At 62.7% G+C, this 20230-nt stretch carries 20 protein-coding genes, 2 tRNA genes and 1 pseudogene; 7 read left to right on the forward strand and 16 right to left on the reverse strand.

The annotated features are described in order from the left end of the window. Positions 1–32 precede the first annotated feature (32 nt). Positions 33–109: transfer RNA gene (locus tag ACSZPK_RS23850), tRNA-Met, on the reverse strand. Between the two features lie 168 nt (positions 110–277). On the opposite strand from ACSZPK_RS23850, the pseudogene ACSZPK_RS23855 reads away from it, so the two are divergent. After that, positions 278–1012: pseudogene (locus ACSZPK_RS23855) on the forward strand (SDR family oxidoreductase). A gap of 116 nt (positions 1013–1128) precedes the next feature. Here ACSZPK_RS23855 and ychF read toward each other — a convergent pair. The 8 genes from ychF to ACSZPK_RS23895 form a co-directional block, all read right to left on the reverse strand. Next, positions 1129–2229 carry a redox-regulated ATPase YchF gene (ychF, locus tag ACSZPK_RS23860; protein WP_437884078.1) on the reverse strand — a complete coding sequence of 367 codons (1101 nt, stop codon included), beginning with the start codon at positions 2227–2229 and terminating at the stop codon, positions 1129–1131. A gap of 33 nt (positions 2230–2262) precedes the next feature. After that, positions 2263–2853: an aminoacyl-tRNA hydrolase gene (pth, locus tag ACSZPK_RS23865; RefSeq protein WP_437884079.1), complete on the reverse strand. Its 591-nt coding sequence runs from the start codon at positions 2851–2853 to the stop codon at positions 2263–2265. 61 nt (positions 2854–2914) lie between these two features. Continuing rightward, positions 2915–3526, reverse strand: coding sequence for a 50S ribosomal protein L25/general stress protein Ctc (locus tag ACSZPK_RS23870; protein WP_437884080.1), 612 nt, complete (start codon positions 3524–3526; stop codon positions 2915–2917). Between the two features lie 112 nt (positions 3527–3638). Further along, entirely contained in the window at positions 3639–4580 is a 942-nt protein-coding gene (locus tag ACSZPK_RS23875) for a ribose-phosphate pyrophosphokinase (RefSeq protein WP_437884081.1), read from the reverse strand. 94 nt (positions 4581–4674) lie between these two features. Beyond that, positions 4675–4749: transfer RNA gene (locus ACSZPK_RS23880), tRNA-Gln, on the reverse strand. 12 nt (positions 4750–4761) lie between these two features. Continuing rightward, a complete protein-coding gene (gene ispE, locus ACSZPK_RS23885) occupies positions 4762–5625 on the reverse strand; it encodes a 4-(cytidine 5'-diphospho)-2-C-methyl-D-erythritol kinase (RefSeq protein WP_437884082.1) in 864 nt (287 codons plus the stop codon). A gap of 71 nt (positions 5626–5696) precedes the next feature. Further along, complete coding sequence (gene lolB, locus ACSZPK_RS23890) at positions 5697–6302, reverse strand: lipoprotein insertase outer membrane protein LolB (RefSeq protein ID WP_437884083.1); 606 nt, start codon at positions 6300–6302, stop codon at positions 5697–5699. 3 nt (positions 6303–6305) lie between these two features. Beyond that, entirely contained in the window at positions 6306–8036 is a 1731-nt protein-coding gene (locus ACSZPK_RS23895; protein WP_437884084.1) for a tetratricopeptide repeat protein, read from the reverse strand. A 294-nt stretch (positions 8037–8330) separates the two neighbouring features. Between ACSZPK_RS23895 and hemA the strand changes: the two genes are divergently transcribed. The 6 genes from hemA to ACSZPK_RS23925 all read left to right on the forward strand — a co-directional run bounded on the left by hemA (position 8331) and on the right by ACSZPK_RS23925 (position 13763). Further along, positions 8331–9599 carry a glutamyl-tRNA reductase gene (hemA, locus tag ACSZPK_RS23900; RefSeq protein WP_437884085.1) on the forward strand — a complete coding sequence of 423 codons (1269 nt, stop codon included), beginning with the start codon at positions 8331–8333 and terminating at the stop codon, positions 9597–9599. After that, positions 9596–10678: a peptide chain release factor 1 gene (prfA, locus tag ACSZPK_RS23905; RefSeq protein WP_437884086.1), complete on the forward strand. Its 1083-nt coding sequence runs from the start codon at positions 9596–9598 to the stop codon at positions 10676–10678. Before hemA ends, prfA begins: the two co-directional genes overlap by 4 nt. A 72-nt stretch (positions 10679–10750) precedes the next feature. Beyond that, complete coding sequence (prmC, locus tag ACSZPK_RS23910; RefSeq protein WP_437884087.1) at positions 10751–11578, forward strand: peptide chain release factor N(5)-glutamine methyltransferase; 828 nt, start codon at positions 10751–10753, stop codon at positions 11576–11578. Beyond that, the gene (gene moeB / locus ACSZPK_RS23915) at positions 11579–12337 is read left to right on the forward strand and encodes a molybdopterin-synthase adenylyltransferase MoeB (protein ID WP_437884088.1); all 759 of its coding nucleotides are present in this window, start codon (positions 11579–11581) and stop codon (positions 12335–12337) included. After that, positions 12327–13127 (forward strand): glutamate racemase, encoded by an 801-nt coding sequence (murI, locus tag ACSZPK_RS23920; RefSeq protein WP_437884089.1) that lies wholly within the window; start codon positions 12327–12329, stop codon positions 13125–13127. Before moeB ends, murI begins: the two co-directional genes overlap by 11 nt. 123 nt (positions 13128–13250) lie before the next feature. Continuing rightward, positions 13251–13763, forward strand: a complete 513-nt coding sequence (locus ACSZPK_RS23925) for an acyloxyacyl hydrolase (RefSeq protein WP_437884090.1) — start codon at positions 13251–13253, stop codon at positions 13761–13763. Between the two features lie 51 nt (positions 13764–13814). On the opposite strand, the gene ACSZPK_RS23930 is transcribed toward ACSZPK_RS23925, so the two are convergent. From ACSZPK_RS23930 to phrB, 7 genes are read right to left on the reverse strand one after another with little or no spacing between them, the layout of a single operon-like run. Then, complete coding sequence (locus ACSZPK_RS23930) at positions 13815–14324, reverse strand: DUF2878 domain-containing protein (protein ID WP_437884091.1); 510 nt, start codon at positions 14322–14324, stop codon at positions 13815–13817. Continuing rightward, a complete protein-coding gene (locus ACSZPK_RS23935) occupies positions 14321–15595 on the reverse strand; it encodes a class I SAM-dependent methyltransferase (protein WP_437884092.1) in 1275 nt (424 codons plus the stop codon). The genes ACSZPK_RS23930 and ACSZPK_RS23935 overlap by 4 nt, the downstream gene beginning before the upstream one ends. Next, on the reverse strand, positions 15567–16382 hold the full coding sequence (locus tag ACSZPK_RS23940; RefSeq protein ID WP_437884093.1) for a DUF1365 domain-containing protein: 816 nt from the start codon (positions 16380–16382) through the stop codon (positions 15567–15569). The genes ACSZPK_RS23935 and ACSZPK_RS23940 overlap by 29 nt, the downstream gene beginning before the upstream one ends. Further along, positions 16379–17620, reverse strand: a complete 1242-nt coding sequence (locus ACSZPK_RS23945; RefSeq protein WP_437884094.1) for an NAD(P)/FAD-dependent oxidoreductase — start codon at positions 17618–17620, stop codon at positions 16379–16381. The genes ACSZPK_RS23940 and ACSZPK_RS23945 overlap by 4 nt, the downstream gene beginning before the upstream one ends. Next, positions 17617–18375, reverse strand: a complete 759-nt coding sequence (locus ACSZPK_RS23950; RefSeq protein ID WP_437884095.1) for an SDR family NAD(P)-dependent oxidoreductase — start codon at positions 18373–18375, stop codon at positions 17617–17619. Before ACSZPK_RS23950 ends, ACSZPK_RS23945 begins: the two co-directional genes overlap by 4 nt. Next, positions 18372–18797: a nuclear transport factor 2 family protein gene (locus ACSZPK_RS23955; RefSeq protein WP_437884096.1), complete on the reverse strand. Its 426-nt coding sequence runs from the start codon at positions 18795–18797 to the stop codon at positions 18372–18374. Before ACSZPK_RS23955 ends, ACSZPK_RS23950 begins: the two co-directional genes overlap by 4 nt. After that, a complete protein-coding gene (gene phrB, locus ACSZPK_RS23960) occupies positions 18790–20226 on the reverse strand; it encodes a deoxyribodipyrimidine photo-lyase (RefSeq protein WP_437884097.1) in 1437 nt (478 codons plus the stop codon). Before phrB ends, ACSZPK_RS23955 begins: the two co-directional genes overlap by 8 nt. Positions 20227–20230: the final 4 nt, after the last annotated feature.

The raw sequence follows: 20230 nt of genomic DNA on the forward strand, positions 1-20230 counted from the left end.
GGGCTTACCTTTCGGTAAACCCTTGTTTTGTATGGTGGCTACGCAGGGACTTGAACCCCGGACCCCAGCATTATGAATGCCGTGCTCTAACCAGCTGAGCTACGTAGCCATTCGAGGCGCGCATTATTCTCGTCACAGCGAATGCTGTCAACACCTTCATGCAAAGATTTTTTCGGTTGAATCAAATGCTTAGGTCTGTCGCATTTGTCTCTGCTGGCAGGGTGGTGGAGGGTACGGCAAGCTCGGGGCTGCCGGATAAGAAAAGGAGAGAAGAGGCATGAGTGGTGTGGCGCTGGTAACAGGAGGGAGTCGAGGTATTGGGGCGGCGATTGCGCGCAGGCTGGCACGGGATGGTTACCTGCTGGCGGTCAACTATATCCATGAGCGTGCTGCTACGGATGGTCTGGTCAGCGAGATACGTGCATCCGGTGGGATTCGCTCACTGCTTTCGTGCCGATGTGGCGGTCGAGGCTGAGGTTCTGGCGTTGTTCGATCAGGTTCAGGATGCGCTGGGGGCGCTATCGGTATTGGTGAATAACGGTGGTGTGACCGGTGGTTTCTCCCGGCTGGATGAGTTGCGGGGTGACGTGTTGGCGCGGGTCTTTTCTGTCAACGTGATGGGGGCCTTTTTCTGTTCGCGAGAAGCGGTACGGAGAATGTCGACGCGACATGGTGGTCACGGAGGCTGCATCGTGAATATTTCATCGCGCACGGCCGAATTGGGAGGCGCGGGGGAATGGATTCACTATGCGGCGACCAAGGGTGCGCTGGATACGCTGACAAGGAAGTGGCCGGAGAGGGCATCCGGGTCAATGCCGTTGCGCCCGGCCTCATCGAGACGGATTTGCACGCTTTTGCTGGCAAGCCCGACAGGCCTGCGCAAATGGCTGCCGGCATTCCCCTCGGACGACCTGGAGTGCCAGCCGAGGTTGCGGACTGTGTGAGCTGGCTGGTTTCCGAGGCGGCGTCTTATGTGACAGGTGCCATCGTGCCGATGGCTGGAGGACGATGAGGGCGAGATTGGGAGCAGGGGTGCCCTCCCGAATGATGCACGGCCGGTAATCCTCGGCGTGGGTCATAGTGACGCTGCACGTTCTCAGCGACAGCAGGGGGGAGTGGCACACACGTTTAAACGTTGAAACGGAAGTGCATTACGTCGCCATCCTTGACGATGTATTCCTTGCCTTCCAGGCGCCATTTGCCGGCTTCCTTGGCGCCGCTCTCGCCCTTGTACTGGATGAAGTCGTCGTAGGCGATCACTTCGGCGCGGATGAAGCCTTTTTCGAAGTCGGTGTGGATCGCGGCGGCGGACTGGGGCGCGGTGGCGCCGACCTTGACCGTCCAGGCACGGACTTCCTTGACGCCTGCAGTGAAGTAGGTTTGCAGGTTGAGCAGCTCGTAGCCGGCGCGGATCACGCGGTTCAGGCCCGGCTCGATCATGCCCATGCTCTCGAGGAACATCTGCATCTCTTCCGGATCGTCCAGTTCGGCGATCTCGGCTTCGATCTTGTTGCACACCGGCACGACGATGGCGCCTTCTTCCTCGGCGATGGCTTTCACCACGTCGAGCAGCGGGTTGTTCTCGAAGCCGTCTTCGGCGACGTTGGCGATGTACATCACCGGCTTGGTGGTCAGCAGGTGGAAGCTCTTGGCCAGGCGCTTCTCGTCGTCGCCGAGGTTCTTCAGCAGGCTGCGTGCCGGCTTGCCTTCGGTGAGGTGCGGGATGAGTTTTTCCAGCAGCGCCTTTTGCGCCACGGAGTCCTTGTCGCCGCCCTTGGCGGTGCGGGTCACGCGCTGCAATTGCTTCTCGCAGCTGTCGAGGTCGGCCATGATCAGTTCGAGGTCGATGATCTCGATGTCGCGCTTGGGGTCGACGCTGTTGGAAACGTGGATCACGTTGTCGTCTTCGAAGCAGCGCACCACGTGGGCGATGGCGTCGGTCTCGCGAATGTTGGCGAGGAACTTGTTGCCCAGGCCTTCGCCCTTCGACGCGCCTGCGACCAGGCCGGCGATGTCGACGAATTCCATGGTCGTGGGCAGTACCCGCTCAGGCTTGACGATGGCTGCCAGCGCGTCCAGGCGTGGGTCGGGCATCGGCACGATGCCGCTGTTCGGCTCGATGGTGCAGAACGGGAAGTTTTCCGCCGCGATGCCGGATTTGGTGAGGGCGTTGAACAGGGTGGACTTGCCGACGTTGGGCAGGCCGACGATGCCGCAGTTGAATCCCATGGTATGTCCCTCGTGCCAAAGGCGGTGAATAGGTTAGGAAGTGGCTTTCTGGCTGTGCAACTTGCGCATGGCGACGGTCCAGTCACCGGCGAGTATTTCCGGGAGGACGTCGAGGGCGAAGCCGATGCTGGCATCCAGCAGTTCCTGCTCGCCACGCGGCGCGCGGCCTAGGACGAAATTGGAGACCATGCTGGCATGCCCAGGATGACCGATGCCAAGCCGCAAACGGTGGAAGTTGTTCTGGTTGCCGAGCTGGGCAATGATGTCGCGCAGCCCGTTATGCCCGCCATGCCCGCCACCCTGCTTGAGTTTGGCGATGCCGGGAGGCATGTCGAGTTCGTCGTGGGCCACCAGGATTTCTTCGGGCTTCAGTTTGAAGAAATTGGCCAGGGCCGCCACGGACTGGCCGCTGCGGTTCATGAACGTGGTGGGGATGAGCAGGCGAACTTCGCGGCCCTGGTGGTTGAACTTGCCGACCAGGCCGAAATACTTGCGATCAACGCTGAGATTGACGCGTTGGCTATCCGCCAGACGCTCAACGAAAAGAGCCCCTGCGTTATGCCGGGTCTGGTCGTATTCGGGACCTGGATTTCCCAGGCCGACGATCAGTTGGATGGCAGTCACGTCAGGGGCCCTTCTCTGGTACGCCGCGAGCTATCAGGTAGCACGCGGCGGTGGCTGTCGATTACTCGGCAGCGCCTTCACCGGCAGCGTCTTCACGAACGCGTGGCAGGTGGATGCTGGCAACCGGCAGGTCGCTGCCGTGGGCCAGGGCGACCAGCTCGACGCCTTTCGGCAGCTTGATGTCGGACAGGTGAACTGTCTGGTCAATGGCAACGTCGGTCATGTCGACTTCGAGGAATTCCGGCAGGTCTTTCGGCAGGCAGGAAACTTCGACTTCGCTGAGGGCGTGCAGGATTTCGCCGCCGCCTTGTTTGACGCCAGCCGCGCCAGCTTCGTTGACGAAGTGCAGCGGGACGTGGGCACTCAGTTTCTGACCGGCAACGACGCGAACGAAGTCTGCGTGCAGAACGAAACCTTTGGCCGGATGGCGCTGCAGGGCTTTGATCAGAACGCTTTCTTTGCTGCCGGCTACGTCCAGGGTCAGTACGTGGCTGAAGGCTGCTTCGTTTTCCAGCAGTTTGGCCAGGTCTTTGGCCAGCAGGCTGATGGAAACCGGGGCTTTCTCGCCACCGTAGATCACGGCAGGCACTTGGCTGTCGTTACGACGCAGGCGGCGGCTCGCACCTTTCCCCAGGTCGGAACGCACTTCGGCATTCAGGGCAAATTCAATCATTTCACTTCTCCAAAATAGCCATGATGTCCGCGATGCTTGCGACCAGCATCAAGGGGCATCAGGCAAAAAAGCCCCGCACGTGGCGGGGCGTTTGCGTCAGTGCGCGTTTCGCTTAGCGGAACATCGCGCTGATCGATTCTTCATTGCTGATGCGGCGTACCGCTTCAGCCACTACCGGCGCCATATCCAGTTGACGGATACGCGGGCAGGCTTGCGCCGCGGCGGACAGCGGGATGGTGTTGGTCACCACCAGTGCGTCCAGCACGGAGTTTTCAATGTTCTCGATGGCACGACCCGAGAGTACCGGATGCGTCGCGTAGGCGAAGACCTTGGCTGCGCCATGCTCTTTCAGGGCCTTGGCCGCATGGCACAGGGTGCCGGCGGTATCGACCATGTCGTCGACCAGTACGCAGGTACGGCCTTCCACGTCACCGATGATGTGCATCACTTCGGAGTGGTTGGCTTTCTCACGACGTTTGTCAATGATCGCCAGGTCGACGCCCAGGGATTTGGCCACGGCGCGAGCGCGAACCACGCCACCGATGTCCGGGGAGACGATCATCAGGTTGTCGAAGCGCTGGTCTTCGATGTCGTCGACCAGGACCGGAGAACCGTAGATGTTATCGACCGGGATATCGAAGAAACCCTGGATCTGGTCGGCGTGCAGATCGACGGTCAGCACGCGGTCGATACCGACCACGGTGAGCATGTCGGCCACTACCTTGGCGCTGATCGCAACACGAGCGGAGCGCGGACGGCGATCCTGGCGTGCGTAGCCGAAGTAGGGGATGACCGCGGTGATGCGCGTCGCCGAGGAGCGGCGGAAGGCGTCGGCCATCACCACCAGTTCCATCAGGTTGTCGTTGGTTGGGGCGCACGTAGGCTGAATGATGAAGACGTCCTTACCGCGAACGTTCTCATTGATTTCAGTGCTGATTTCGCCATCGGAGAATTTGCCCACAGAGGCATCACCGAGGGGAATGTGCAGTTGGCGAGCGATTCGGCGCGCCAGGTCGGGGTTGGCATTCCCCGTAAAGACCATCATCTTGGACACGCGCAGTACCTGCCGGCTGAGGGTGGACCTGATGAATTAAAAAGCTGTTCAAAATAACGGTTTGGACCGTGACCTTGAACAGCTTCGTAGAATATGGCAGGGGCGGCTGGATTCGAACCAACGCATGGCAGGATCAAAACCTGCTGCCTTACCGCTTGGCGACGCCCCTAATTGGATGATGCTACATCCGACTCTCGACCCAGTTTTCCAGCGCTCTGTGCAGCATGGAAACGTTGCTGCCCTTTGCGACGAACCCTGGTAGATGGTCTGGAAGACGGGCCGCGACTTTATCAGCTTCGACCTGGCTTGGGAAGGACCCAAACACGCAACCTCCAGTGCCGGTTAATCTAGCCGAAACAAATTTGTTTAGCAAGATCAAAGCGTTACGAACTTCTGGGTAACGCTTCTCGACTACCGGCTGACAGTCATTTCGACCGCCCCGCTCGAGAACGGTGCGCACTTTAATCGCGGGTGTATCTCGTGTCAACTCTGGATCGGAGAAAATTTCTGCTGTGCTGACAAATACTTGCGGCACAACGACGAGATACCAGGGTTCATCGAGTTCGACCGGAATCAACTTTTCGCCGACACCTTCGGCAAATGCGGCGTGTCCGCGTACGAATACCGGGACGTCGGCGCCCAAGCTCAGTCCTAGGGCGGCCAGGCGATCTTCGTCCCAGTCGAGTTGCCACAGACGATTGAGGCCGAGCAGGGTGGTGGCTGCGTCGGAACTGCCGCCGCCGATTCCGCCGCCCATGGGCAAGTGCTTGTCGAGCCAGATGTCGGCACCCAGTCGCGTGCCGCTTTGTTGTTGCAATTGACGGGCGGCGCGCACGATCAGGTTGCTGTCGTGAGGCACGCCGGTCAGTTCGCTATGCAGGTGGATTTCCCCGTCGGCGCGCAGGGCGAAGCCCAACTGGTCACCATGGTCGAGGAATTGAAAGAGTGTCTGCAGGTCGTGATAGCCGTCGGGACGGCGACCGAGGATATGCAGCATCAGGTTGAGCTTGGCCGGAGCGGGGAGGATCAGTTGGGCGTTTTGCATGGTGGTATTGAGCGTTTGTTGGCGGGTTTGCTCTCACGCCAACCGGAGAAGGGCAAGAGTCATGCGCGGGATTACTGGCCCAACTGACGGGGCTGCCAGTCCTTGATTACCAGGGTGACGTCGAGATTTTCGCCATGCAGCTTGATGCGCTCCGGCAGGTTGTAGCCATTTTGCTCGACATAGCTGAGGTATTGTACTTCCCAACCGTCCTGTTCCAGGCGTGCCAGGCGGCTGGCGCTGTCCAGGGTCACACGGCTCTTACTGTCCGGCGCGGGCAGGCCACGAATCCACCAGAGCAGATGGGAAACCGGCAGGCGCCAGCCCAGTTGCTCTTCCAGCAGGGCTTCCGCAGACGCGGCTTCGAAGCGGCCCTGGTTGGCGACTTCCAGCGTGGTGGCGCCAGAGCGACCGGTCAGGCGTGCCGCGCCACGGCCGAGTGGGCCGGACAGGCGGATGTCGTAGTAATCCTGGCGCTGCAGCCAGAACAGCGTACCGCTGCCGGAGTCTTTCGGGGCGCGGATGCCGACCTTGCCGTTGATCTGCCAGCCGTCGAGGGCGCTGACCTGGACCTTGTGGACCTTCCACAGCTGGCTGTCGCCCTGGCCCTGGATGGCTTCATGGCCGGCGCAGCCAGCGAGCAGGGCGATGAGGCCGATGAGGAGGAGATTACGCAACATGGTTCAAGGCTTCTCGGAACCGGTCAGGCGTTTCAGGGTGGCGCGCAGGATGGGGCTGTCGGGCTCGTCCTTGAAGGCGTCGGCCCAGACCTGCCGGGCCTCCTTCTGTTTGCCCTGGGCCCAGAGGACTTCGCCCAGGTGGGCTGCGACTTCGTGGTCCGGGTATCGCTCCAGGGCCTGGCGCAGATAGCGTTCGGCTTCGCTCAGGTTGCCCAGGCGATAGTTGACCCAGCCCATGCTGTCGAGGGTGGCGGGGTCCTGCGGGTTGATCTGGTGCGCCTTCTCGATCAACTGGCGGGCTTCTTCGTAGCGCGTGGTGCGGTCGGCCAGGGTGTAGCCGAGCGCGTTGAGCGCGGTGGCGTTGTCCGGTTCGCGTTCGATCACGTTGCGCAAGTCGCGCTCCAGGCCTGGCAAGTCGTTGCGCTTCTCGGCCAGCATGGCGCGGGTGTAGAGCAGGTTGGTGTCGTTGGGGAATTGTTGCAGCCCTTGCTCAATCACCTTCCAGGCGCGTTCGGTCTCGTTTCGATTGGCCAGGGCTTCGGATTCGATCAGGTAAAGCTGGATCGCATAGTCCGGCTGAGCCTCGCGGCTGCGATTGAGGCGACTGGCCGCTTCGTCGGCGCGACCGGCGTCGAGAAGAATCTCGGTCTGGCGCAGCTGGGCGGCGAGGAAATCTTCTCCCGGACCTACCAGGCCGTACTCGATCAGGGCGTTGTCGTTGTCCTGGCGTTGTTCGTGGATGCGGCCAAGGTTGAGGTGCGCGGCATCGGCATGGGCGCCACGGGCCACCAGGTCTTCCAGGTGTACGGCCGCTTCGTCCCAGGATTCGTCTTCCAGGCAGACCAGCGCCAGGGAGTAGCGCAGGTCATCATCATTGGGATATTGCTGGACCAGGCTGGAGAACTCGGCACGGGCTTCTTCCATGCGCTTGAGTTCGACCAGTTCACGGGCGTAGGCCAGGCGCAGGCGTTTCTCGTCAGGGTGCTGCTTGATGCCTTTTTTCAGCAGTGGCAGTGCCTCTTCGCCGCGACCAAGGCTTTGCAGCAGGCGGGCGCGCAGCAGCAACGGGGTGACTTCCGTTTCACTGGCGTCGTGGTCCTCGAGCAGTTCGAGGGCTTCTTCCGGACGATTGTCCTGGTAAAGCAGCAGGGCCTTGCCGAATAGCAGTTGGCCGTTCTCCGGGTATTTCACTTGCAGGCGGTCGAAGCTTTGCAGCAATCCGGCGCGAGTGTCCGAATCCGTCTCCGCCGCGGACAAGGCGAGGAAGTCGAAGTGTGTGGCGCCCTGGCCCTGCAGCACCTTCTCCATGAACGCCATGGATTCGTCATAACGCCCGGCGCGAGCCAACTGAATGGCGGCGGCACGCTGGGCGTCTATGTTGTCGGCATCGTTACGGGCCCAGATCAGCGCGGTATCCAGGGCTGCCTGGTCGGCTCCGAGGTACTCGGCGATCCGGTAGGCGCGCTCGGAAACCCCCGGGTCCTGAGTGGCGTTGGCCTGCTGCACATAGTTGCCGAGGGCGATATCGAAGCGATTGCGTTGCCCGGCCAGCTCGGCGGCGAGCAGCGAGTAGAGGGTCTCTTCGGTAAAGGGGGCATAGACCTTGGGCGCCTCGGCCTTCGTCTGTGCGGCTTCGTCCTCGACCGGCGGAGCGCCGTCGGGCTTGGATGGGGCCAGACTCTGGCAACCGCCGAGGAACAGGAAGGTGGCCAGCAACGCTAAGGATTTATTCATGGGGAGAGTGCGACTAACCTGCGGTGCGGGCATCATGACACAAGCGGTCTGGCAAGCCCAACGGGCAGGCGCATACCGTTGCCTTCGTTTGTGTGTGGGCCGTGTGACTGCCAATTCATCGCTACGGTTCAACATCGATGCGGCAATCCGCCGCTAGGACGCCGCAAAGGCCTGGCGGACGGGGCGCGAACCCTTCTATATGTCGGCTATCAGGCCAATACGCGCGGCAATGGTTGTCCCGCATCGGATGAAGTAGGACAATTGCGCGCCTTCGTATTCCTGTAGCGACCCTGCATGGCTTTTCTCGCTCTTGGTATCAACCACAAGACCGCTTCGGTGGATGTACGCGAGCGCGTGGCTTTTACCCCGGAGCAACTGGTGGAGGCCCTGCGTTTGCTGTGCAGTCGCACCTCCAGTCGCGAGGCGGCGATCCTCTCGACCTGCAACCGCAGCGAGCTGTACCTGGATCAGGAGAGCCTGGCGGCCGATGAAGTCCTGCAGTGGCTGGCCGACTATCACCATCTGAGTGTCGACGACCTGCGAACCTGTGCCTATGTGCATCAGGGGGACCTGGCCGTGCGCCATATGATGCGTGTGGCCTCGGGCCTGGACTCGATGGTGCTCGGCGAGCCGCAGATCCTCGGGCAGATGAAGTCCGCCTACGCCGTAGCCCGCGAGGCGGGCACCGTCGGGCCCATGCTCAGCCGCCTGTTCCAGGCCACCTTCAGCACGGCCAAGACCGTACGCACTGATACCGCGATCGGCGAAAACCCGGTGTCGGTGGCCTTTGCCGCTGTCAGCCTGGCCAAGCAGATCTTCGCCGACCTGCACCGCAGCCAGGCGTTGTTGATCGGCGCAGGCGAAACCATCAGCCTGGTGGCTCGCCACCTCAGAGACCAAGGGATAAAACGCATCGTGGTCGCCAACCGCACCCTGGAGCGGGCCAGCCTGTTGGCCGAGGAGTTCGGCGCCCATGCGGTGCTGCTGTCGGATATTCCCCAGGAACTGGTCAACAGCGACATCGTCATCAGTTCCACGGCCAGCCAGTTGCCGATCCTCGGCAAGGGCGCTGTCGAGCGGGCACTGAAGCAGCGCAAGCACAAGCCGATCTTCATGGTCGACATCGCCGTGCCGCGCGATATCGAGCCGGAAGTCGGCGAACTCGACGACGTTTACCTGTATACCGTCGACGACTTGCATGAAGTCGTCGAGGAAAACCTTAAGAGCCGCCAGGGCGCGGCCCAGGTCGCCGAAGAACTGGTCGCCAGCGGGGCCGACGATTTCATGCTGCGCCTGCGTGAGCTGGCAGCGGTCGATGTGCTCAAGGCCTACCGCCAGCAAGCCGAGCGCCTGCGTGACGAAGAGCTGGCACGGGCCCAGCGCATGCTGGCCAACGGCGCTTCGGCCGAAGACGTGCTGGCGCAATTGGCGCGCGGCCTGACCAACAAACTGTTGCATGCGCCCAGCGTGCAGTTGAAGAAAATATCCGCCGACGGCCGCTTCGAAGCGCTGGCCGTGGCCCAGGAACTCTTTGCCCTCGACGAGGGCGAGTCGAAACCATGAAAGCCTCGTTGCTGAATAAACTGGACCTGCTCCAGGACCGCTATGAAGAACTGACCGCGCTGCTCGGCGATGCCGAGGTGATCGCCGAGCAGAGCAGGTTTCGTGCGTACTCCAAGGAGTACGCCGAGGTCGAGCCGGTGGTCCTGGCCTACAACGAGCTGCGCAAGGTTCAGGATGACCTCGAAGGCGCCCAGGCGCTGCTCAAGGACAGTGATCCGGACCTGCGCGAGATGGCCGAGGAAGAAGTGACCGAGGCTAAGGCTCGTCTGCTCGAACTCGAAGACGTGCTGCAGCGCATGTTGCTGCCCAAGGACCCCAACGACGGGCGTAACGTGTTCCTGGAGATTCGTGCGGGCACCGGCGGCGACGAAGCGGCGATCTTCTCCGGCGACCTGTTCCGCATGTACTCGCGTTATGCCGAGAGGCAGGGCTGGCGCGTCGAGATTCTTTCCGAGAACCCTGGCGAGCACGGTGGCTATAAAGAGGTCATCAGCCGCGTCGAAGGCGATAACGTCTACGCCAAGCTCAAGTTCGAGTCCGGTGCGCATCGTGTACAGCGGGTGCCGGAGACCGAGTCCCAGGGGCGTATCCATACTTCGGCCTGCACCGTGGCGGTCCTGGCCGAGCCGGACGAGCAGCAAGCCATCGAGATCAACCCGGCTGACCTGCGCGTCGACACCTATCGCTCATCGGGCGCGGGTGGCCAGCACGTGAACAAGACCGACTCGGCCATTCGCATCACCCACATCCCCACCGGCATCGTCGTCGAGTGTCAGGAAGAGCGTTCGCAGCACAAGAACCGCGCCAAGGCGATGGCCTGGCTGGCAGCCAAATTGCAGGACAAGCAGGACTCGGCCGCGGCCAAGGAAATCTCCGACACGCGCCGCCTGCTGGTCGGCTCCGGCGATCGCTCCGAGCGCATCCGCACCTACAACTTCCCCCAGGGGCGAGTCACCGATCACCGCATCAACCTGACCCTGTACTCCCTGGACGACGTGATCGCCGGCGGCGTCGAGTCGGTGATCGAGCCGTTGTTGCAGGAATACCAGGCTGACCAATTGGCCGCGCTGGGCGACTGACGGCAGCGGCACGCTGCAAGTCGTCACGCTGGGCCCTGGCGCTTGGTATTGGCTGTTTGAGGCTTGATAGATATGGCTACGATTGACGAATTACTCGCCGCTGCCGACTTGCCCGATTCGCCGACGGCGCGCCTGGATGCCGAGTTGCTGCTCGCCCATTGCCTGGGCAAGCCACGCAGTTACCTGCGTACCTGGCCGGACCGAGTGCCAGAACCCGCCCAACTCGATGCTTTTGCCGCCATGCTGGCCCGGCGTCGTCAGGGCGAGCCGGTGGCCTACATCCTCGGGCATCAAGGTTTCTGGAGCCTGGAGCTGGAAGTCGCGGTGCACACGCTGATTCCCCGCCCGGATACTGAACTGCTTGTGGAAACCGCACTCGCGCTGCTGCCGGCCACGCCCTTGCGTGCTCTCGACCTGGGCACCGGTAGCGGTGCCATCGCCCTGGCCTTGGCCAGCGAACGACCAGGTTGGCAAGTGACAGCGGTCGATATGATCGCGCAGGCGGTGGAACTGGCCGAGCGTAATCGCCAGCGCCTGGGCCTGGACAACGTCGAGGTGTGCAGGAGCCGTTGGTTCTCCGCCTTGGCGGGTGAGCGTTACGACCTGATCGTCAGCAACCCTCCTTATATAGCGGCGAACGACAGGCATCTCGGCCAGGGTGACGTGCGCTTCGAGCCGTCCACCGCTCTGGTTGCCGGTCCCGATGGCTTGGACGATATCCGTATCATCGTGCGCCAGGCGCCCGAGCACTTGCAGCCCGGCGGCTGGCTGATGCTCGAACACGGTTACGATCAGGCAGCCACGGTGCGTGAACTGCTCGCTGCCGAAGGCTTCGCCGATGTGCACAGTCGCCTCGATCTGGGCGGGCACGAGCGCATCAGCCTGGGACGGAGAGATTGAATGCTCGATGACGACGAACTGCTGCGTTACAGCCGGCAGATCCTGTTGGCCCAGGTCGATATCGACGGACAACTGCGCCTGAAACAATCGCGGGCCTTGATCGTCGGTCTTGGTGGGTTGGGATCGCCCGTGGCGTTGTACCTGGCCGCTGCCGGGGTGGGCGAGTTGCACCTGGCAGACTTCGACACGGTCGACCTGACCAACTTGCAGCGCCAGATCATCCATGAGCAGAGCCAGGTCGGTGCCGCCAAGATCGATTCGGCCGGGATTCGCCTCAATGCCATCAATCCCCTGGTCAAGCTGGTCAAGCATCGCCGAGCGCTAGACGAGGACTCGCTGGCTGCTGCGGTTGCCGCCGTCGATGTGGTGCTCGACTGCTCGGATAATTTCACCACGCGTGCCGCCGTCAATGCAGCCTGTGTGGCCGCGCGGGTGCCACTGGTCAGCGGTGCGGCGATCCGCCTGGAAGGGCAGTTGTCGGTGTTCGACCCGCGCCGGGCAGATAGCCCGTGCTACCACTGCCTGTTCGGCCATGGCGACGAAGCCGAACTGACCTGCAGCGAGGCCGGGGTGATCGGTCCGCTGGTGGGCTTGGTCGGTAGCCTGCAAGCTCTTGAAGCCTTGAAGCTGCTGGCCGGCTTTGGTGAGCCGCTGGTGGGGCGCCTGCTGCTGGTCGATGCGCTCGGCTCGCGCTTTCGGGAGTTGCGTGTCCGGCGTGATCCGGCCTGTAGTGTCTGTGGCCAACGACATGAAGTGTGACGCGCCGGTTGGCGTATTCGACTCCGGCGTCGGCGGGTTGTCCGTTCTCGCCGAAATCAGGGCGCGGCTGCCGGATGAGTCGCTGCTCTACGTGGCCGATAGCGGTCATGTGCCTTACGGCGAGAAGAGCGCCGAATACATTCGGGCGCGTAGCCTGGCAATCAGCGACTTTCTCGTCGGCCAGGGCGCCAAGGCACTGGTGCTGGCTTGCAACACCGCCACGGCCGCGGCGGCGGCCGAGCTGCGCGCGCACTATCCCGACCTGCCCATCGTTGGCATGGAGCCGGCGGTCAAGCCGGCGGCGGCGATGACCCGCACTGGCGTGGTCGGTGTGCTGGCCACGACCGGCACGCTGAAGAGCGCCAGATTCGCTGCCTTGCTCGACCGTTTTGCCAGTGATGTGCGAGTCATCACCCAGCCGTGCCCCGGCCTGGTCGAGCGAATCGAGGAGGGGGATCTCGATGGTTCCGAGACCCGGCGCATGCTGCAACAGTGGATCGACCCGCTATTGGCCGAGGGCTGCGATACGCTGATCCTCGGTTGCACTCACTATCCCTTCCTCAAGCCGCTACTACGGCAGATGCTGCCAGCCGAGATCAGCCTGGTCGATACCGGCGCGGCCGTCGCGCGCCAGTTGCAGGCCCTGCTCGATGGGCGGGATCTGCGCGCGCCCGCCGGCTCCAGCAGGCCGACCCGGCTGTGGTGCAGTGGCGATGTCGACCGACTGCAACGTGTTCTGCCGATCCTGTGGCAGGAGCCGGTCGATGTGCAGGTGCTGTCCGCAGGTTGAAGGCCATTTCTGCGCGACAAAAACCTTGAATCTATTCGCCGCTGTGCTTTCTCTGGAGTTGTAGGGCCCTATACTTCTGACGTTTGTGAGTAATCCCGTACAAATCGAATACAGGATGTTTACATGAAGAAAACAATAGCCGTGGCTGCATTAACCGTGCTGGGACTATCGAGTGTTTCCGCGCACGCCGTCGACCTGACGGCCGCCGTGGGCCAGAGTAGCGAATCGACGATGATTTACCGCTTGGGGGCCCAGTGGAACTGGGACCAGCGCTGGTGGGAGAGCGATACCGGTCACCTGAGCGGCTACTGGGACCTGGGTTACACCTACTGGGACGGCGACAAGTCAGCCTCGAACCACACCCTGTCCTTTGCTCCGGTGTTCGTCTACGAGTTTGCCGGGCAAAGGGTGAAGCCTTATATCGAGGCCGGCATCGGCGTCGCCGGGTTCGCCAATACCGAAGTGGAAGGCAACAAGCTGGGGTCGGCGTTCCAGTTCGAGGATCGCCTGGGCGTAGGTCTGCGTTTCTCTGGCCAGGAGGTTGGCTTGCGTGCGATCCACTATTCCAACGCGGGGATCAGCAACCCGAATGACGGTGTCGAAGCCTACACGGTGCATTACCGCATGAGTTTCTGATTTTTCGCGACCCGATGACGAACGCCGCTTCTCTTCGCAGACGCGGCGTTTTTATTGGACTGTCGGTTTTGAATCGACCCGTCTTGCCAGCCTGTTCGCCGTACCCATTACCGCCACCCAGACCAAGCCAAGCAAGGGCAGGGTCGGCACGACGCCGAGGGGAAATTCCACGCCGGCCAAGTGGGCACCGCCATAGTAGGAAAGCGGTGCGAACAGCGCGCCGAGCAGGCAACCCAGCCACCAGGGGCGCGCTGTCCAGTGCAGGCAGTGGCGCAGGGTCGTGGCGAATAGTGCCCAGAGCAGAACCAGCCAAGGCGGAATCACGGGGCTGGCATTGTGAAAGTCGAATACACCGAGATTGAGCAGCAGGCTATCCAGTGCCGTACCGCACAGGGTGATCCCCAGGATCAGCAGTGCCTCCCGGCGACCGTCCGCCAGAAAGACCAGATGAATCGTCAGGCAGATGACCGCGACCAGCAGCAGCCATGGCCGTTGTGCGCCGAACACGCAGGCCAGCCAGCCGGTTTGGAACAGCGCGGCGTTGGCCAGTTGCCGTTTCACGCCGGGAAGCGGCCGAGCAGCGGTGCTGGACGCGATTGCGGCTTGGCCAGCAGCAATTGCGCGGTGCCGATGCTGCGTTCGAGAAATCCACCTTCGCAGTAGCACAGGTAGAACTCCCACAGGCGATAGAAGTAGTCGTCGTAGCCCAGTTGCTCCAGGGTGTGGCGGGCCTGGCGCAGGTTGTCGTGCCACAGGCGCAGGGTCCTGGCGTAGTGCAGGCCGAAGTCTTCCATGTGGTGCAGGTTGAGGTCGGTGTCATGGCTGATCACATCGAGCATCTTCTGCATCGATGGCAGCGCGCCGCCAGGGAATATATAGCGCTGGATGAAGTCGACGGTACGCGTCGCCTGCTGGTAGCGCTGGTCGCGGATGGTGATGGCCTGCAGCAACATCAGTCCGTCGTCCTTGAGTAGGTGAGCGCACTGCTTGAAGTAGGTCGGCAGGAAGCGATGGCCGACCGCTTCGATCATCTCGATGGACACCAGCTTGTCGTACTGACCAGCCAGGTCGCGATAGTCCTTGAGCAGCAGGGTGATGCGGCCCTCCAGGCCGGCTTCGGCGATGCGCTTCTGGGTGTAGGCGAACTGCTCGCGCGACAGCGTGGTGGTGGTGACCCGGCAGCCATAGTGGCGTGCCGCATGGATCGCCATACCGCCCCAGCCCGTGCCGATTTCCAGCAAGTGGTCGCCTGGTTGCAGGTCGAGTTTCTGGCAGATGCGGTCAAGCTTGTTCAATTGCGCTTGTTCCAGGCTGTCATCGGCGCGTTCGAACATCGCCGCCGAATACATCATGGTCGGGTCGAGCATGCGTTCGAACAAATCGTTGCCCAGGTCATAGTGGGCGGCGATGTTGCGCTGCGAACCGGCGCGGGTGTTGCGGTTGAGCCAGTGCAGGGCGTGCAGCAGCGGGCGACCCAGCAACTGCATCAGGCCGCGTTCCATACCGTCGAGCACGTCCAGGTTGCTGACGAACACGCGGATCACCGCAGTCAGGTCCGGGCTGCTCCAGTAGCCATGAATGTAGGCCTCGCCGGAGCCGATGGAGCCGTTGCTGGCGACCAGCCCCCAGACTGCCGGGTCATGCACGTGAATCTCGGCCTGCAGCTCGCCGCTTTGGCCGAACACGCGGCGCTCGCCGTTCTCGATCAGGCTCAGTTGGCCATGGCGTAGCAGTTCGAGCTGGCGCATTACAGCTCCCCTTAGCAGGCCGGCACCGATGCCGTTGCCCGCGCGGATGGATGACTTAGCGGAGGTCAGGCTGGGGTTTTTCATCGGCGTGCTCCTTGGCAATGGGGGAGGCGGTGCGGTAATGACCGTCGGCTTCCTGATGGTCGTAGATCGGTGTGCGCTTGAGCAGCAGGCGCAAGGCCTGCCAATAGATGGCCAGCACGGTCTTGGCGGTCATCCAGGGAAAGGCCAGCAGATGGCGGTGCAGGCTGGCGCGGCTCAGCTCGTGGCGTTGCAGGTCCAGCGAGGCGACGAATACGCGCTCATCGCCGCGCCAATCCTCCATCAGCACCTTGAGGCGCTCGCCGGTCGGGCTGAAGCGCATGCGGTACTGCAGGTCGCGCGGCAGGAAGGGCGAGACGTGGAAGGACTTGGCCACGGTGATCTGCACCTCGTCGGCCTCGCCAGCCGGCAGCACGTAGTGATAACGCTCGCGCCACGGCGTGTTGGTCACTTCGCAGAGAATCGCGACCAGTCGGTCCTCGGCGTCATGGCAATAGAAGAAACTCGCCGGATTGAAAGCCAATCCCCAGCTACGCGCCTGGGTCAGCAGGTAGACCGGTCCTGGCGCTGCCGTGCCGAGCGCTTCCTCGACCCGCTGGCGCACCGCATCGACCAGGCGCATGCCTTGGGAGGTGAAGGTTTTCAGGTAGTCGCTTTCACGGAGGGAGAAGGCACTGAATCGACCTGTACCGGCGAGTGGTGAGAGACCGAATACCTGGTCTTGCTCGTCGAGATCGAGCAGCAACATGCCCATGCGATAGTGGAAAGCATGGGCGCGCGGAGAGAAACGCTTGTGCGCGACCCAGCCGCTGTAGAGGGCGCTGTTCACAGTTGCTCGCCGAGGCTGGCGGCTACGCGCAGGGCGCTGACCACACCGTCTTCGTGGAAGCCGTTGGCCCAGTAAGCGCCGCAATAGTGGCTGCGGTTGGCACCGTCGAGTTCGGCCCAGCGTGCCTGGGCGGCGATGCCCGCCAGGCTGTATTGCGGATGGGCGTAGCGGTAGCGGCCGAGTACCTTGGCCGGGTCGATGGCATCGTTCTGGTTGAGGCTGACGCAGAAGGTGGTCGGCCCTTCGATACCTTGCAGGATGTTCATGTCGTAGGTCACCGCCGCGGCGCGCTCGCCGCCAAGACGGTAGTTCCAGCTGGCCCAGGCCAGCTTGCGGTCGGGCAGCAGGCGGGTGTCGGTGTGCAGGACCACATCGTTCTCGGCGTAGCGAAGCGCCCCGAGGATGCTCGACTCCGCCTCACTGGGCGTGGCCAGAAGGGCGAGGGCCTGGTCGCTGTGACAGGCGAACACCACCTGATCGAAGCGCTCGCTGCCCGCGCTGCTGTGGATGGTTACGCCGTCGGCATCCCGCTCGACTTTCTGCACCGGGCAGGTCAGGCGGATGCGTTCGCGAAAGCTGGCGGTCAGTGGTTCGACATAACTGCGCGAGCCGCCGCTGATCACGCGCCACTGCGGCCGGTCGTTGACCGAGAGCAGGCCGTGGTTCTTGAAGAAACGGACGAAGAACTGCAGCGGGAAACCGAGCATGTCATCCAGCGACATCGACCAGATCGCCGCGCCCATGGGCACGATGTAGTGGTCGATGAAGCGCTGCCCGTAGCGTTTCTCGCGCAGGTAATCGCCCAGGGTCATGTGCTCGGCGATGCGCTGTTCTTGCAGGTCCTGCAGGGCTTCGCGGTTGAAGCGCAGGATGTCGCGCAGCATGCCCCAGAAGGTCGGCGACAGCAGGTTGCTGCGTTGGGCGAACAGGCTGTTGAGGTTGTTGCCGTTGTATTCGCTGCCGGTGATGGGATCGTGCACGGAGAAGCTCATCTCCGTGGCCCGCGAGGCGACGCCGAGCCGGTCCAGCAACTTGATGAAGTTGGGATAGGTCCAGTCGTTGAAGACGATAAAGCCAGTGTCGATGGCATGGCTCTGGCCATTCACCTGCACATCGACCGTGTGGGTGTGGCCGCCGATCCAGTCGCTGGCCTCGAACACCGTGATGTCGTGACGGCGGGCGAGCAGGTGGGCGCAGGTCAGGCCGGAAATGCCGCTGCCGATGATGGCGATCTTCATGAGTGGCTGTCCTGGGTGCGCGACAGGCGTTTGCCGATGGCCAGGCGCAACCCTTGGGGCAGCGCGGCGAGCAGTTTGAGCCCGAGAATGAATGGCGTGGGGAAGGCGATTTCGTAGGGGCGTTTGTCCAGCCGCGCGGCGATGTGATGGGCGGCTTTATCCACCGGCCAGCGCATCGGCATGGGGAAGTCGTTGCCCTGGGTCAGCGGCGTGTCGACGAAGCCGGGGCTGACCAGGGTGACCGCGATGCCTTCGCTGGCCAGGTCGATGCGCAGCGATTCGAACAGGTAACGCAGCGCCGCTTTCGATGCGCCATAGGCTTCGGCGCGCGGCAGGGCAAGAAAGGTCACCGAGCTGGCGACACCGACCAGGTGGGGCGTCTTGCTCAGGCGCAGCAGCGGCAGCGCGGCTTCGATGCAGTAGCTGGCGGCCAGCAGGTTGGTACGCATGACCCGCTCGATCAATGCGGCCTCGAAGGCACGGCTGTCCAGGTATTCGCAGGTGCCGGCATTCAGGATCACCTGGTCCAGCACGCCCCAGCGCTGGGCGATCTGCTCGGCGATCGTGGCGACCTGCTGTGGATCGGTCAGGTCGCCGGCAAGCACCAGCACCTGCTTGGGGAAGCACTTGGCCAGCCGTTCCAGGGCCTCTTCGTTGCGTGCGCTGAGGGCCAGGCGATGGCCTTGTTGCAGCAGCAGTTCGGCCAGGGCCGCACCGATGCCGCTGCTCGCGCCGGTGAGCCAGATGCGTTTCATGCCAGCCTCCGTTTCAGCAGGCGAATCGCTCCGCCGAGCACCGGGATGTGTTCATAGAGCAGTGCGCCGGCATCGAAGTAGTCGCGGTGGCGATAGACCTTGCCGTCACGCCAGAGCAGGTGCGAGCAGCCTTCCAGTTGCAGGGGCTTGCCGCCCGCGAGGCGCGGGTGGCGGTAATGCATGGTCCAGCGCAGGTAGCCTTCGCCCTCGCGCAGTTCGTCGAAAGCGTCGAAGACGAAGCGCAGTGCGCTGAGGTTGGCGTAGAGCTGTGCGTAGTAAGCGCGCAATTCTTTCAGGCCATGGACCTCATGCAGCGGGTCGCGGAAGGCGATGTCGGCGCTGTACAGCGTTTCGACCCGTTCCAGGTTGTGCTTGTCGAGGCTGGCGAAGCCTTCGGCGAAACGCTGCAGGAAGTCAGTCATCGAGTTCTCCTCGCGACGGCAGGTCACGGAAGGCCTGCAAGGCGCGCTCACGGCTGGCGCCGAGGTCGACGATAGGCTGTGGATAATCCGTTGCGCCGAACAGGCCGAGTTTGGCCGGGTTGTGGATATCGCGTTTGCTCAGGTCTTTTAGTTCGGGCAGCCATTCGCGGATGAACTCGCCGTTCGGGTCGAAGCGTTCGGACTGGCTGATCGGGTTGAAGATGCGGAAGTACGGCACGGCGTCGGTGCCGGTGGAGGCGCTCCATTGCCAGCCGCCGTTGTTGGCTGCCAGATCGCCGTCGATCAGGTGACGCATGAAGAAGCGCTCACCTTCGCGCCAGTCGATCAGCAGGTTCTTGCTGAGGAACATCGCCACCACCATGCGCAGGCGGTTGTGCATCCAGCCGGTGGCAAGCAACTGGCGGATCGCTGCGTCGATGACTGGGATACCGGTTCGGCCTTGCTGCCAGGCTTCCAGGTCTTTCTCGGCATGGCGCCAGTCCAGCTTCTCGGTCTCCGGGCGGAACGCGCGATGCCGCGAGACCCGTGGGTAGCCCACCAGTACGTGCTTGTAAAACTCACGCCAGAGCAATTCGTTGATCCAGGTGACGGCGCCTTTGCCGCCGCTTTCGAACTCGCCGTGGTTGTGGCGCAGCGCCGCATGCAGGCACTGGCGCGGCGAGACGACGCCAGCAGCGAGGTAACTCGACAACGTGCTGGTGCCGGGGATGGCCGGCATGTCGCGTTGTTCGTGGTAGTCGTCAAGGTCTTCGTCGGCGAAGCGTGACAGTCGCTCTAGGGCCGCATGTTCACCCGCTGGCCAAAGGTCGCGCAGGGCCTTGTCCGGCGTTTCGAATCCGTCGACCTGATGGGGGACCTTGTCGCTGGCAATTTGCAGCGGCTGCTGCTTATCCACAACGGCGACCCGTTGCGGCAGGGCGCTGTGCAGGCGCTGGTAGCAGACCTTGCGGAACTGGCTGAAGACCTTGAAGTAGCCGCCGCTCTGGGTCAGCACGCTACCGGGCTGGAAGAACAACTGGTCCAGGTGGCCCTGGAAGCCGACTTGGATGTTCTTCAATGCCGCTTCCACGGCCTGGTCGCGTTTCGTCTCGTTGATGCCGTACTCGTCGTTGACCTGCACTTGGCCGATATCGTGCTCGCGGCAGACCTCGGCGACCACGGCGGGCGTATCGTTCCAGTGGTCCGCCTGGCGAATCAGCAGCGGCACGTTCAATGCGTTGAGGGCTTTGCTCAGTTCGGTGAGGTTGCGCAGCCAGAAATCGACCTTGCACGGCGCATCGTCGTGCTCGCGCCATTGCACAGGGCTGATCAGGAACAGCGCCACGGTCGGCCCTGATTGCATGGCTGCGCTCAGGGCAGTGTTGTCCTGGACGCGCAGGTCGGTGCGAAACCACATCAGTTGACGCATGGAA

The sequence above is a fragment of the Pseudomonas sp. LRF_L74 genome, assembly GCF_965644255.1.
Classification (GTDB): Bacteria; Pseudomonadota; Gammaproteobacteria; order Pseudomonadales; family Pseudomonadaceae; genus Aquipseudomonas.